Raw genomic sequence first — 11,847 nt, 5'->3', positions numbered from 1 at the left:
TCAGTTCCCTCCCTTGTCGGTGCCCTCAGCGGGCTCTGGTGCCGCAGTGATGCGTTGTTGTTCGGATTGCGCGGCCGCAGAGCCTCCGCGGCGCTTGCGTTGCCATGACTGCGCGGCGGCAGCCACGGCGACGATGATGATGACGCCCTGCACTGTGGGACGCCAAGTGGACGCCACGCCCATGAAGTTCAGCAGCGTGAACAGCGCTTCCAGGGCGAAGGCGCCGGCGGCGGCGGAAAGCACCCAGCCGCGCCCACCGCCCAGCACCACCCCTCCGAGCACGACGGCGGTGATCGCCGTGAACTCGTACCCTCGCCCTACCGAGGGGTGAACTCCGGCGTAGCCGACCAGCAGGATTCCCGCGACCGTGGCGGCGAGCGAGGAGAGCATGAAGGCGCGGGTGCGCACCCACCAGACGCGGGCACCGGTCAGGGCGGCGGCGACGTCGTTGTCGCCCACCGCCATCAGCGTGCGTCCGTACGGGCGGCGCATCAGCCAGAAGGCCAGCACTGCCACCACGGTCAGGATGATCACCGGATAGGGAATGATCCCGAGCACCGGTACGTCCTCGATGCCGCCACGGCCGATCTGCCGGAAGCTGTCCGCCGGGTTGCCCTGGGCGGCGCCTCCGGTCCAGAAGAGCACCAGGCCCAGCAGCGCCAGCATCATGCCCAGCGTGACGATGAAGCTGGGGACTTTCAGCAAGGTGGTGATGAGGCCGTTGATCAGACCGATCACGGCGCCGAGGACGAACATCAGCGCCAGCACCGGAATGACCTTGGAGTCGTCGTCGCCGATCAGGTTGCCGGCCACGATCACTTGCATGGTGACTACCGACCCCATGGAAAGGTCGAACTCGCCGGAAACAATGACGAAGTACTGCCCGATGGCCGCGATGGCGATCGGGGCGGTGCGGCCAATGAAACGGATGAAGGATTCGGGCTCGCCGAACGACGGGTTAATGACGATGATGGCAACCAGCAGGGCGAGCAGCAGGATGAAGACGCCGCCGCCCGGAGTCCGCAGGCCGCGCAGGAAGCGCTCGCCGCGGCCGGCACGGTTGTGCTGCAGGACCTCGCGGCCGGCTGCTGGGTCCAGGATGGTGCTCATGGCTGTAGCTCCTGCTGGTGTCCGCCGTGCCCAAAGCGCGGCGGCCGGGTGATGACGGTGCGGCGGGCATAGACGGCCACGGCGACCACGATCACCACACCGCGGACCACGTCCTTGAGGAACGGGTTGATCTGCAGCACGGACATGATGTTGTCCAGCATCGCGAAGATCAGCACGCCGCCGAGCGTGCCGACCACCGAGCCCTTGCCGCCCGCCAGCAGCGTTCCGCCCAGCACGACGGCGGCGATCGAGAGCAGGTCGTAGCCGCCCTGCGAACCGACCGTCGGACTGCCGACGCCCAGCCGGCTGGCCAGCAGCAGGCCCGCCATGCCCGCGAGAACCGAGCAGATCACGTGTGCGGTGATCACAGCCCCTGGCACGCGGACGCCGGACATGCGGGCCACGTCCCGGTCGCCGCCGACGGCATAAATGTGGTGGCCGATCCGGGTTCGGTGCAGCATCAGGATCACCAGCGTGGCGCAGCCGAGCATGATCAGGGTGGAGATCGGCACCGGCCCGAGCCCGGTGGCACCGATCAGCCGGAACGAAAACGGCGTCTGGCCGAAACTGCCCTTGTAGTTGGTGGCCAGGTAGCCGCTGATGATCAACCCCATACCCAGGGTGGCAATGAAGCCGTGCACCTTGAGGCCTGCGACGATCAGGCCGTTGGCCAGGCCGATCACCGCCGAGATCCCCAGTGCCAAGGCCACGGCGGACACCACGTTCTCGCTCCGGTTGGCCATCACGCCGGCGCCGATCAGGCTGGCCAGGCTGGTCACATAGGAGACCGAGAGGTCGAGGCTGCCGACCAGGATCACCAGGGTCTGGCCAATGGCGATGAAGCCCAGGACGCTGGTGCCGGTCAGGATGGCGGAGATGTTTCCCGGGCTGAAAAAGTTGCGGCCGGTGGTGGCCACCAGGATGCTGCCGGCGATCAGCACCAGCAGAGCCACCAGATAGACGATCTGGGTTGAGCTCAGCCTGGCGAAAAACCCACCGGCCGGTGCGGTCTGCGTGGCCCGGGCTGCCGAGCGCGTGGTCGTCATGCCGTCCCTCCGGTCGTGCTGCCGTCCTCCGGCGTCGTGCCGGGCACCCTCGCGCCGGTAGCAAGTCGCAGGATTTCCTCTTCGGTGGATCCCGCGGGGAGTTCCCCGGTGAGCCGCCCGTCGCGCATCACCAGGATCCGGTCGGACATGCCGATCACCTCCGGCAGTTCGCTCGAAACCATCAGTACGCCCTTCCCCTCGGCGGCAAGCTGGCGCATCAACCGGTACACCGCCACCTTGGCGCCGACGTCGATGCCCCGGGTTGGTTCGTCCAGCAGCACCACGCGCGGGGAGACTGCCAGCCACTTGGCCAGCACGATCTTCTGCTGGTTGCCGCCGGAGAGGTACTGCACCTCTTGGTCCAGGTCCCGGGCGACGACCTCCAAGCTGCTGAACGAACCGGCGACCTCGCGCCGGACGCTGGACGTGCGGCCGGGGAACACGGCGCGGACCACGCCCAGCGCGTTGTCCAGCAGCGACTGGTTCAGGCTCAGGCCCTGCGCCTTGCGGTCTTCGGTGATCAGCGCGATGCCCTGCCGTACTGCTTGCCGCGGAGAATGTGCCCGGGCCGGCCGGCCGTCCAGCTGCATGGTGCCGCGGTTGAACGGCGCGGCGCCGAAGATGGCGTGCAGCAGTTCTGTTCGGCCGGAGCCCTGGAGTCCGGCGACGCCGACGATCTCGCCGGGCATCAGCCGCAGGCCGATGCCGTCCAGTTGGTCGTTGCCGGCACCCTCCAGTTCCAGCAACGGGGTGGGGGCAGCGGTTTCGCCGGCCGCCGCCGCCGGGCTTTCCGCCGTCCGGCTTGGTGCCGCAGGCTCGGCCGGGAGCTTGTCGGGGAAGTACGCGGAGATGGGCCGGCCCACCATCATCCGCACCAAGGACGCGTCGTCCAGTTCGGCGGCGGGTTTGGTGTCCACGATCCGCCCGTCCTTGAGCACGGTGATGGTCTGGCAGAGGTCGAAGATTTCGCGCAGCCGGTGCGAGACGTAGAGGATTCCGGTGCCTCGCTCGGCCAGCCGCTGCACGATGCCGTACAGCAGGGAGACTTCCGGGCCGGACAAAGCGGCGGTCGGCTCATCCATCGAGATGATTCGGGCGTCGTAGCTGACCGCCTTGGCGATCTCCACGATTTGTTGCTCGGCCACTGACAACGACCGTGCCAGCGCTGTGGGACGGATCGATCCGATACCGAGGGATTCCAGTAGGTCCGCGGTGGCGGCGTTCATCTTCGCCCGGCTGACCAACAGGCCCTTGCGGGGTTCGCGGCCCAGATAGATGTTCTCGGCCACCGTGCGGTCCGGCAACAGGTTGAACTCCTGGAACACGGTGGACAGGCCGGCTTCATGGGCCTGGGTGGGGTGGCTGAACTGCACGCTCTGCCCGCGCAGCAGCACAGTTCCGGAGTCCCGCTGGTACACCCCGGCCAGGATTTTCATCAAGGTGGACTTCCCGGCGCCGTTTTCCCCGACGACGCCGTGAACCTCGCCCGGGTGCAGCGTCAGGGACGCATCCTGCAGCACCGGGTTGCCAAAGAAACTCTTCGTCAGCCCGCGCACTTCAAGCACAGGCTGATCCCGTATTTGGCCGTTTTCGGCCGCATCGCTGCTGAGAATACCCTCCACGCCCCCTACTGTGGCATGCCTCACATACTTTTGTCGATAGGCAAACAAAAGTTGTTTGAAGTTGTTTCATAGTCGTCGTAGAGACAAACAGAAGCGCGGCATGCTCTACTGAAAGTGTGTTGAACTCCGAAGTCGCCCAGCAGCGGCTGGCCGCGCAGCCAGCCGCAGGAGCCAGTGAGGTATTCCAGCTGCTCCGGGATGGCCAGCCGCGCACCCGCGCAGAGTTGGCGCAGCTGACCGGTCTGGCCCGGTCCACGGTGACCGCCCGTGTGGATGCGCTGATGCGGGTGGGACTGATTGCACCGGTCGGCGGGGCGACCTCGACCGGCGGCAGACCGCCGTCGTTGTTTGCGCTCAATCCGGCCGCACGATTGGTGGTTGGAGCGGACCTCGGTGCAACCCACGCGCTGGTGGTCGTGGCCGACCTTTCCGGTACGGTGTTGGCCGAAGAGCGCGCCGAGCTGAGCATCGCCAGTGGCCCGGACAGCGTGCTGGGCTGGCTGTGCGAGGCGGTGGCGAGGCTGCTGAAGGAATCCGGCCGGAGCGCCACGGACCTTGGTGCGATTGGCATCGGACTGCCCGGCCCGGTGGAACATGACACCGGTCGGCCGATCAATCCGCCGATCATGCCTGGCTGGGACCGCGTGGACGTTCCCGGGCTGGTACAGCAACACTTCGACGTGCCGGTCCTGGTGGACAACGACGTCAACATCATGGCGCTGGGCGAGCAGGCCACGGCTTGGCCGGACACCGCCGACCTGATGTTAATCAAGGTGGCCACCGGAATTGGTGCCGGCATCATTTCCTCCGGCCAACTGCAACGCGGCGCGCAAGGCACAGCCGGGGACCTGGGGCACGTACGGGTGCCGCGCGGCGACGGCGTGGCATGCCGCTGCGGGAACACCGGCTGCCTGGAGGCGCTGGCCGGCGGGCCGGCGCTGGCTGCGGTGTTGTCCGCCGAGGGGAAGAGGGCCCACAGCAGCCAGGATGTGATTGACTTGGTGCGCTCGGGCGATTTGCAGGCGATCCAGGCCGTGCGACAGGCCGGCCGGGACATCGGCGATGTGCTGGCTACCTGCGTGAACCTGGTCAACCCGTCGGTGATCGTGATCGGCGGGCGACTGGCCCAGGCGGGTGAGCACCTGCTGGCCGGCATCCGGGAAGTGGTCTACCGGCGCTCACTGCCACTGGCGACCGAGCACTTGCGGATCGCTCCGTCCGTAGCCGGCCAACGAGCAGGCGTGCTGGGGGCCGTATCGCTGGCGATCGGGCACGTGCTGTCGCCGGAGGCAATCGAGGCTGCCGCGTCGGCGTGACTGCCGCGCTCCGGATAGTCCTGAAGTTATCGTTTCGCAACCTCGTCGAGCTCCCATGCCTCTTGTTACGTGGCTAGCGTGAGACAAATAGCCATCCAATGGCGGAAGGGGAGCCATGCGCGCACTGGTCAAAGGGGCAGCCGGTGCTGCCCTGCTGCTGGCTCTGGCCGGCTGTAGCGGATCACCGACGGGGATCGGGGCACTGGAAACCCCGGCCCGCCCAAGTGACAAGCTGGACGCCGGACTGGGGAACGTGAACGTCTTGCCAGACAGCACGCGGCTGTTGATGGAAAAGGAAGATCGCGCCTTCTACGTTGCCCTCGCCGACAACTTTGCCAAGCATGGCGTCTGTTTGATCATCGTGGATCTGGAGGTTGATGAGGCATCGGCCGGCTGCGGCAAAGTCGGCCCCGAGCCGCTTGAACTTGGCGTCTCCGGGGTGAAGGCCAAACTGATTCAGGACAGATACGACGCGAGCCGAGAACTTGCAGCCGATTGGGAGCAGTTGCACCCGAACCTGCTGGTCTGGGGGCTTTAAGCGACGGTCCCGGACGGCTGGCAGGCCGTAGCCGACGGGCTGCCGCACGGGACCAGTCAGCTATTCGCCCAAGTAACTCTCCAGTTGGTCTGCCAGCTCTTTTGGGTGGCTGAGCGCCACGCAGTGGCAGCCGGGGATCTCGTCCGGGACGATGCCCAACCGCTCGGGCACGATCCGGCGGAACAAATCGGCGGGGAAGAAGCGGTCGTCCTTGCACAGGATGAACTTGGTCGGTACGTCCGGGTGTGCGTCCAGCGGCCAGGGTTCTGCCTGGGACGCTTCGGACTGGCCCCGCTCGTAACTCAGTGCTTCCTCGGCCAGCTCCTGCGGGACGCCGTTGTAGAAGCAGATGAACGGATCCGGATTACCGGTCAATCCGCCGTCCACCGCCGCCTGTGCCTCGGCCGCTTCGCTGTACCCGGTGTTGGCCCACCAGTCCGCGGGACGCTCACCGGGCGCCGGGACCATTGCGGCAAGGTAGACCAGCACCTTGACCGGCAGCCGGGCGGCGATCAGCGGGGCGGTGAAGCCGCCAAAGGACTGGCCAACGACCACCAAATCCTGCCGGTCGCCGATCTCGCGGACTACCGCGTCTGCCGTCTCGTCCAGCCCTTTGGCCTCGTCCTCGCTGGGCAGATCGGGCGCGACCACGTCATGCCCTCGGGCCCGCAGTTGGGCCTCCACCAAATGCCAGTACCACCCGACATCCCCGGCCCCGTGAATCAACACAAAGGTGGCCATTGTCTGCAAACCTCCCCTAGCTCGCGTGGCCCTGAGTATGACAGCCCCGGGCCGGATGGTCACTGGTCCGGAGGCTGGCGGGGCGCGGAAGTCCGGAAACTTTGCGCTGGGCGTCCGTGCGACGGCGCAACTCTGGGTTCAGCTCCCCGGGTCATCGAAACTTTGCGCCCGCTCCCCGCGTCACCGATGGGGAAGGACAATCGAGCAACCCCATAGACTGGGGATTATGACCCAGACTTCTGCGGCCGATCCAGCGGCCGACCGCGCCCGCCTGCTCGAACTGATTAAAGAACTGGCCGTGGTGCGCGGCAAGGTCACGCTGTCCAGCGGTGCCGAGGCTGACTACTACATTGACCTGCGCCGGGTCACCCTGCACCACGAAGCCTCCCGCCTGGTCGGCAGGGTCATGCTGGCCATGCTGGACGAGGCCGGCATCGAGTTCCAGTCGGCCGGCGGGCTGACGATGGGTGCCGATCCGGTGGGCACAGCGCTGATGCACGCGTCGGCAGACGCCGGCCGCGCCGTGGACGCTTTCGTGGTGCGCAAGGCGCAGAAGTCCTACGGAATGGGCCGCCAAGTGGAGGGTCCCGACGTCAAGGATCGCTCCGTCGTCATACTGGAGGACACATCCACGACCGGCGGCTCCGCCTTGACCGCGGTGGAAGGCGTGCGCAACGCCGGTGGCCTGATCAAGGCCGTGGCCGTCATCGTCGATCGCGACACCGGTGCCAAGGAGCGCATCGAGGCCGAAGCCGGCGTGCCGTATCTGTTCGCCTTCGGCAAGGACGAGCTGGGACTGGACTAGCCGCGGCAGGCAGCCCACCAAACTCATGGATGTACGCAGGAACAAGGCCGCCCGCCAACTGCGCCTGGCCAGCGACCTGCACCGGGTCTCGCGGCGCTCGTTCCTGATCGCTGCGGCCTTCGGCCTGGGCACCGCCGCGGATCTGGCGGCCACTCGGTCCATCCAGGAGATGCGCAACGAACCGCAGATCCTCACGCTGGCGGACGAGCACGCCGACCGGCGCTTCCCGCGCTCCAGCTGGGTGCTGTTCCCGGGGTACAAGACCAGCTGGGAGGAAGGGCTGTGGATCCTGAACTCGCTGCGTCCCGGCCTGGCGGAGCGTGGACGGCTGGCGGTGGCGGGCTATTCGAACCGCGGGCTGGATCTGGCCGAACTGACCGAGGTGCTGCAAAAGCACATCCAGGACAACCGGCTGGAGAGGCTCTACTTCTACGGGCACAGCTTCGGCGGCATGGTGGCGGTCGAGATGACCGCGCGCCTGCGGGCCAAAGGCTTCCCGGTGGAACTGATCCTGATGGATTCGTCCCCTTACAGCCGGTTCGACGTGCTGGACAAAACCATGTTCGAAGGCGTGGTGTTCCTGTATGAGGCCGGCTACCGGGTCCCGAGCTATCTGCGCGGAGGCTACGAGCTGGGCGAACGGATTGTGCACAAAAACGAACGCAGCTGGCGGCAGATCGTTGAGCAGACCATGGAGCAGCTGTCCCCGCTGGCGGTCTCCAGCACGCTGATCCAGTCGCAGTCCTCGTACATTTACCACTTCGACGCGCACCGGTTCAGCCACAGCATCGGCGAGACCAAGATGGTGTGGATGGGAAATCCGGGGGATCAAACGATCAACTACACCACCGCCCGGCGCAGTTGGCTGGTGAACTACGAGGCGAACTTCCTGACCAACAACCTGGTCACCGAGGGCGCCCGGCCGGCCCACGCAAGTCCGCAGTGGAACTCGGCAATCTACGTCCCGATCATCCAGCAAGTGGAGGACGCATTCCTCCCGCTGCCGGTGGGCGGCTTCCGGGCGCAGTTCTTCTAGGGGCGGATTGTCGGCTTAGGGGAGGCCCTGCCGCCTAGGGCGAGGCCGCCGTCGTCGCCGCCTAGAGGTGCGGAATCAGGTCTGCCACTGAGTCGAAGGATTGGTTCGGCCGGAAGGGGAAGCGGGAGACGTCGTCGGGCTGGGTGATGCCGGTGTAGACCAGCACGGTGTGCAGCCCGGCCTCCATGCCTGCGACGATGTCTGTGTCCATCCGGTCGCCGATCATTGCCGTGGTCTCGGAGTGGGCATCGATCTGGTTCATGGCCGAGCGGAACATCATCGGATTGGGTTTGCCCACAATGTACGGCATGCGGTTGGTGGCCTTGCTGATCAGCGCCGCGATGGCTCCGGTTGCCGGCAGCACGCCCTCCGTGGACGGGCCGGTGGCGTCTGGATTGGTGGCGATGAATCGCGAACCGGCCAGGATGAGCCGGATGGCCTTGGTGATTGCTTCGAAGGAGTAGGTTCTCGTTTCGCCCAGCACCACGTACTGCGGATCCCGGTCGGTCAGGATGAAGCCGGCCTCGTGCAGGGCCGTGGTCAGCCCGGCCTCGCCGATCACGTATGCGCGGCCGTGCCCCTCCGACAAGGGGGTCTGGTTGCGAAGGAACTGGGCGGTGGCCAGGGCCGAGGTCCAGATGTTTTCCTCGGGCACCTCCAGTCCGGCCTGATGCAGCCGTGCGGCCATGTCCCGGGGAGTGTAGATGGAGTTGTTGGTCAGCACCAGGAACCGTTTGGAGGTGTCCACCCAGCGCTGGATCAGTTCAGCTGCGCCCGGGATAGCGGTGCTCTCATGCACCAGCACGCCGTCCATGTCGGTGAGCCAGCACTCAATGTCGGCGGGTGTGCGAGTCTTCTGCTGGTGCATGGTTCCCTTTCGTGCGCGCGGGGAGTGCCGACGGGACGGCGCTTCCGGCCCCAGTCTGTCACCTAGGCTTGTGGGGTGGAAAAAAACGCAGGTGAAGCCGAGGCCGAACGACCGCTAACTGACGGCCAGGAACTCGGTTCGGATGTTTCCCGGGCCGACCGCGACGCTCCCGGAACCGGCGCCGCTGAGGCGAGCATCGGCGTCGGGCCGTGGGAAGGGCCGCTGCCGGAGGGTGACCACTGGGATCCGCAGCTGCTGGCCGACGGCGACCGCCGCAACGTGACGGACCAGTACCGCTACTGGAAGCACGATGCGATCGTCGCGGACCTGGACTCGCGCCGCCACAATTTCCACGTGGCCATCGAGAATTGGCAGCATGACCTGAACATCGGCTCCGTCGTGCGCTGCGCCAATGCCTTTCTGGCCAAGGAAGTGCACATCATCGGACGACGGCGGTGGAACCGGCGCGGGGCGATGGTCACCGACCGCTACCAACACGTTCGGCACCACCCCACCGTGGAGGACTTCGTGGCCTGGGCGCAGGGCGAAGGGCTGCGAATCATCGGGATCGATAACTTCCCCGATTCGGTGCCGCTGGAAACCTATGACCTGCCCGAGAACGCCGTGCTGGTATTCGGCCAGGAAGGGCCAGGGCTGACGCCAGAGGTCCACGCCGCCGCCGACGCCACGCTGTCGATCGCGCAGTTTGGCTCCACCCGCTCGATCAACGCCTCCGCCGCTGCGGCCATCGCGATGCACGCGTGGATCCGCCGCCACGTCTTCGCCCAGCCGGTGGTAACGCCCGCTCCGTAGGCTGGTGAGGGGCTGGCGCCGGCGGTGGATCGGGCCGGTTCGCGGGCGACTAACGTCGGCGTTCGCGTCAGCACTGGTTGGCCGTGGTTCGCGCCGCGTCGGCTCGCCCAAGCCGGGAGTAACTTCCCACGTATCGCAGTAACTTCCCATGTTTCGGACTACCCATAGGCCGCTGACCTGGGCGGATTCAATTGGTGAATGCAATTTTGTAGTCGGGTTCAGGCTACCTGTGGCAAGAGTAGTTCGGTCAGGGCTTGGGCCGGAGTCTTCAGGTTCAGGGTTGGTCGCGGCCTGCTGTTGAGTTTGTCCTGGACGCGGCGGAGATCCTCGGGAGTGTGGCCGGAGAGGTCGCTGCCCTTCTCGAACCAGTGCCGCAGTAAGCGGTTGGTGTTTTCGTTCGATCCGCGCTGCCACGGCGCGTAAGGGTCACAGAAGTAGACCGGCGCTTGCAGCTCAAGCATGATCCGGTCCTAATCGGCCAGTTCGACGCCGCGGTCCCAAGTGATCGAGCGGCGCAGGTGCCAGGGAAGTTCGCCCATGGCCTTGAGCATCGCTTCGGCGACGGTGTGGGCGGTATGGTCGCCGGGCAGGTGCAGCAGGATCGTGAACCTGGTCGATCGTTCAACGAGTGTCCCGATCGCGGATGTGTTGCCCGCGCCGAGGATGAGGTCTCCTTCCCAATGTCCGGGTACGGCACGGTCTTGGACGGTTGGCGGACGCTGGCGGATGGTCAGCGCGTCCTCGTAGCGGCTGCCGCGCATGCTGGTTGTCCGGCTGTGGGAGCGTCGGGAACTGCGTTTGAGGCTCAGGCTACGGTAGAGGTCCTGACGAAGGGCGCCGCGGCCTTGAACGTAGAGGCATTGGTAGATCGTCTCGTGCGATACCTGCATGTCCCTATTCTCCGGGTGAAGGACTTTTAGGACGTCGGAGATCAGCTTCGGGCTCCACCCGTCGTCCATGTTGTCCTCGACGAACTTGACCAACTCCGGACTGGCCAACAGCTTGAATCCTTTGGGCCGCTTCAGTTGCTTCTCGGCATTGAGTTGGGCCCATCTGGCGTCATAGATGCCGTCCTTGTTCCGGTTGCGGCAGCGTTCACGGCTGATGACGCTCGGATCCCTGCCGAGTTCTTTGGCGATCCTTGCCTGTTTCCACCCATCCTGGAGCCGCAACTGGATCATGCACCGTTCATAGAAGGTCACCGGTCCGGTGCATGGTGCTGCCGGCGCTGCCGGAATGTCTCCGGGGGCCAGCCCCCGCGGTTTCTTTGGCCGAGGTATCCCGCCGATCGCGCCTAATTGCAGTTTCACATCGCCCAGTCTTGCCCACCGGGTCCTGCCTTGGTCGTAGGTCAGCCCCGCCTCGCGGGAGGCCGCCAACATCGACGCACCGGATCGGACCAGCTCCACGAAACGCAGCGAGGCAGCATCCGTGAATTCCCAGGGTCCGCGGGCCCTGACGGCAGGCTTCCGGCGGGGTGGCTTCGGCAGGCCTCCCAGCCTGCCGCCCTGCAGCTTCCGGCCGTCAAGCCTCGCCCACCGCGTCCTGCCTTCGTCGTAAGACAAGCCGGCCTGGGCAGACGCCTTCTTCAGTGAGAGCCCCGAGCGGACCAACTGAACAAGACGAATGGACGCCGGATCATCGAAATCCATGCAGCAACCCCTTTCAGGTTGTTGCATTCACCGATTGATTCCGCCCTGCGGAAACATTCCCAGCCGGTATTAAACGTGGGATCGAATGGAGCGGCCACTGTCCGGGGCGTGCGAATCCGGAGCGGACTTCGGCGCGGCTCCGCGGCGAGTCAGCCGAGCAGTTCCAGCAGGGTTCCCGCGCCGACTGCGCGTGCGCCGAGGGACTCGATTCGTTCGCGCAGCGCGCGGTCCGACGTCACCACGGTCACCGACGCCTTGGAGTCGGCGCCGAACGCCTTCTCCACCTGGGCCACAATCTCG

The 11,847-nt window shown here is 66.2% G+C and carries 10 protein-coding genes and 1 pseudogene; 5 read left to right on the top strand and 6 right to left on the bottom strand.

What is annotated here, in order from left to right; genetic code table 11:
* The 3 genes from ACMX2H_RS13970 to ACMX2H_RS13960 are packed head-to-tail and all read right to left on the bottom strand — an operon-like array spanning position 1 to position 3,778.
* Complete coding sequence (locus ACMX2H_RS13970; protein ID WP_414961174.1) at positions 1-1,110, bottom strand: ABC transporter permease; 1,110 nt, start codon at positions 1,108-1,110, stop codon at positions 1-3.
* Positions 1,107-2,156, bottom strand: a complete 1,050-nt coding sequence (locus tag ACMX2H_RS13965) for an ABC transporter permease (RefSeq protein ID WP_414961172.1) — start codon at positions 2,154-2,156, stop codon at positions 1,107-1,109. The genes ACMX2H_RS13970 and ACMX2H_RS13965 overlap by 4 nt, the downstream gene beginning before the upstream one ends.
* Positions 2,153-3,778, bottom strand: coding sequence for a sugar ABC transporter ATP-binding protein (locus tag ACMX2H_RS13960; RefSeq protein ID WP_414961170.1), 1,626 nt, complete (start codon positions 3,776-3,778; stop codon positions 2,153-2,155). The genes ACMX2H_RS13965 and ACMX2H_RS13960 overlap by 4 nt, the downstream gene beginning before the upstream one ends.
* A 116-nt stretch (positions 3,779-3,894) precedes the next feature.
* Here ACMX2H_RS13960 and ACMX2H_RS13955 point away from each other — a divergent pair, with 116 nt between their 5' ends.
* Together ACMX2H_RS13955 and ACMX2H_RS13950 are read left to right on the top strand one after the other, a co-directional pair.
* Entirely contained in the window at positions 3,895-5,094 is a 1,200-nt protein-coding gene (locus ACMX2H_RS13955) for an ROK family transcriptional regulator (RefSeq protein WP_414961168.1), read from the top strand.
* Between the two features lie 115 nt (positions 5,095-5,209).
* Complete coding sequence (locus tag ACMX2H_RS13950; protein WP_414961166.1) at positions 5,210-5,632, top strand: hypothetical protein; 423 nt, start codon at positions 5,210-5,212, stop codon at positions 5,630-5,632.
* Between the two features lie 60 nt (positions 5,633-5,692).
* Here the strand turns inward: ACMX2H_RS13950 and ACMX2H_RS13945 are convergent, their stop codons facing one another.
* Positions 5,693-6,373: an alpha/beta fold hydrolase gene (locus ACMX2H_RS13945; protein WP_414961164.1), complete on the bottom strand. Its 681-nt coding sequence runs from the start codon at positions 6,371-6,373 to the stop codon at positions 5,693-5,695.
* Between the two features lie 226 nt (positions 6,374-6,599).
* Between ACMX2H_RS13945 and pyrE the strand changes: the two genes are divergently transcribed.
* Together pyrE and ACMX2H_RS13935 are read left to right on the top strand one after the other, a co-directional pair.
* Positions 6,600-7,178, top strand: coding sequence for an orotate phosphoribosyltransferase (gene pyrE, locus ACMX2H_RS13940; RefSeq protein ID WP_414961162.1), 579 nt, complete (start codon positions 6,600-6,602; stop codon positions 7,176-7,178).
* A 25-nt stretch (positions 7,179-7,203) separates the two neighbouring features.
* Positions 7,204-8,214 carry a thioesterase domain-containing protein gene (locus ACMX2H_RS13935; RefSeq protein WP_414961160.1) on the top strand — a complete coding sequence of 337 codons (1,011 nt, stop codon included), beginning with the start codon at positions 7,204-7,206 and terminating at the stop codon, positions 8,212-8,214.
* Between the two features lie 61 nt (positions 8,215-8,275).
* On the opposite strand, the gene ACMX2H_RS13930 is transcribed toward ACMX2H_RS13935, so the two are convergent.
* Positions 8,276-9,082 carry an HAD-IIA family hydrolase gene (locus ACMX2H_RS13930; protein WP_414961158.1) on the bottom strand — a complete coding sequence of 269 codons (807 nt, stop codon included), beginning with the start codon at positions 9,080-9,082 and terminating at the stop codon, positions 8,276-8,278.
* Positions 9,083-9,277: 195 nt separating this feature from the next.
* Here ACMX2H_RS13930 and ACMX2H_RS13925 point away from each other — a divergent pair, with 195 nt between their 5' ends.
* Positions 9,278-9,895, top strand: coding sequence for a TrmH family RNA methyltransferase (locus ACMX2H_RS13925; protein ID WP_414961261.1), 618 nt, complete (start codon positions 9,278-9,280; stop codon positions 9,893-9,895).
* Positions 9,896-10,113: 218 nt separating this feature from the next.
* Here the strand turns inward: ACMX2H_RS13925 and ACMX2H_RS13920 are convergent.
* Positions 10,114-11,313 (bottom strand): annotated as a pseudogene (locus tag ACMX2H_RS13920) (IS30 family transposase).
* Positions 11,314-11,847: the final 534 nt, after the last annotated feature.

It is taken from the genome of Arthrobacter sulfonylureivorans (assembly GCF_047607445.1).
GTDB classification, from domain to species: Bacteria; Actinomycetota; Actinomycetes; order Actinomycetales; family Micrococcaceae; genus Crystallibacter; species Crystallibacter sulfonylureivorans_A.
Note: the sequence above shows the minus strand (reverse complement) of the source record. Positions and strands in the feature narration are given on the sequence as shown.

Coding starts and splice junctions, on each gene's coding strand:
- ACMX2H_RS13935 (WP_414961160.1), top strand. CDS start 7,204: ATGGATGTACGCAGGAACAAGGCCGCCCGCCAACTGCGCCTGGCCAGC.
- ACMX2H_RS13930 (WP_414961158.1), bottom strand. CDS start 9,082: ATGCACCAGCAGAAGACTCGCACACCCGCCGACATTGAGTGCTGGCTC.
- ACMX2H_RS13945 (WP_414961164.1), bottom strand. CDS start 6,373: ATGGCCACCTTTGTGTTGATTCACGGGGCCGGGGATGTCGGGTGGTAC.
- ACMX2H_RS13970 (WP_414961174.1), bottom strand. CDS start 1,110: ATGAGCACCATCCTGGACCCAGCAGCCGGCCGCGAGGTCCTGCAGCAC.
- ACMX2H_RS13965 (WP_414961172.1), bottom strand. CDS start 2,156: ATGACGACCACGCGCTCGGCAGCCCGGGCCACGCAGACCGCACCGGCC.
- ACMX2H_RS13950 (WP_414961166.1), top strand. CDS start 5,210: ATGCGCGCACTGGTCAAAGGGGCAGCCGGTGCTGCCCTGCTGCTGGCT.
- pyrE (WP_414961162.1), top strand. CDS start 6,600: ATGACCCAGACTTCTGCGGCCGATCCAGCGGCCGACCGCGCCCGCCTG.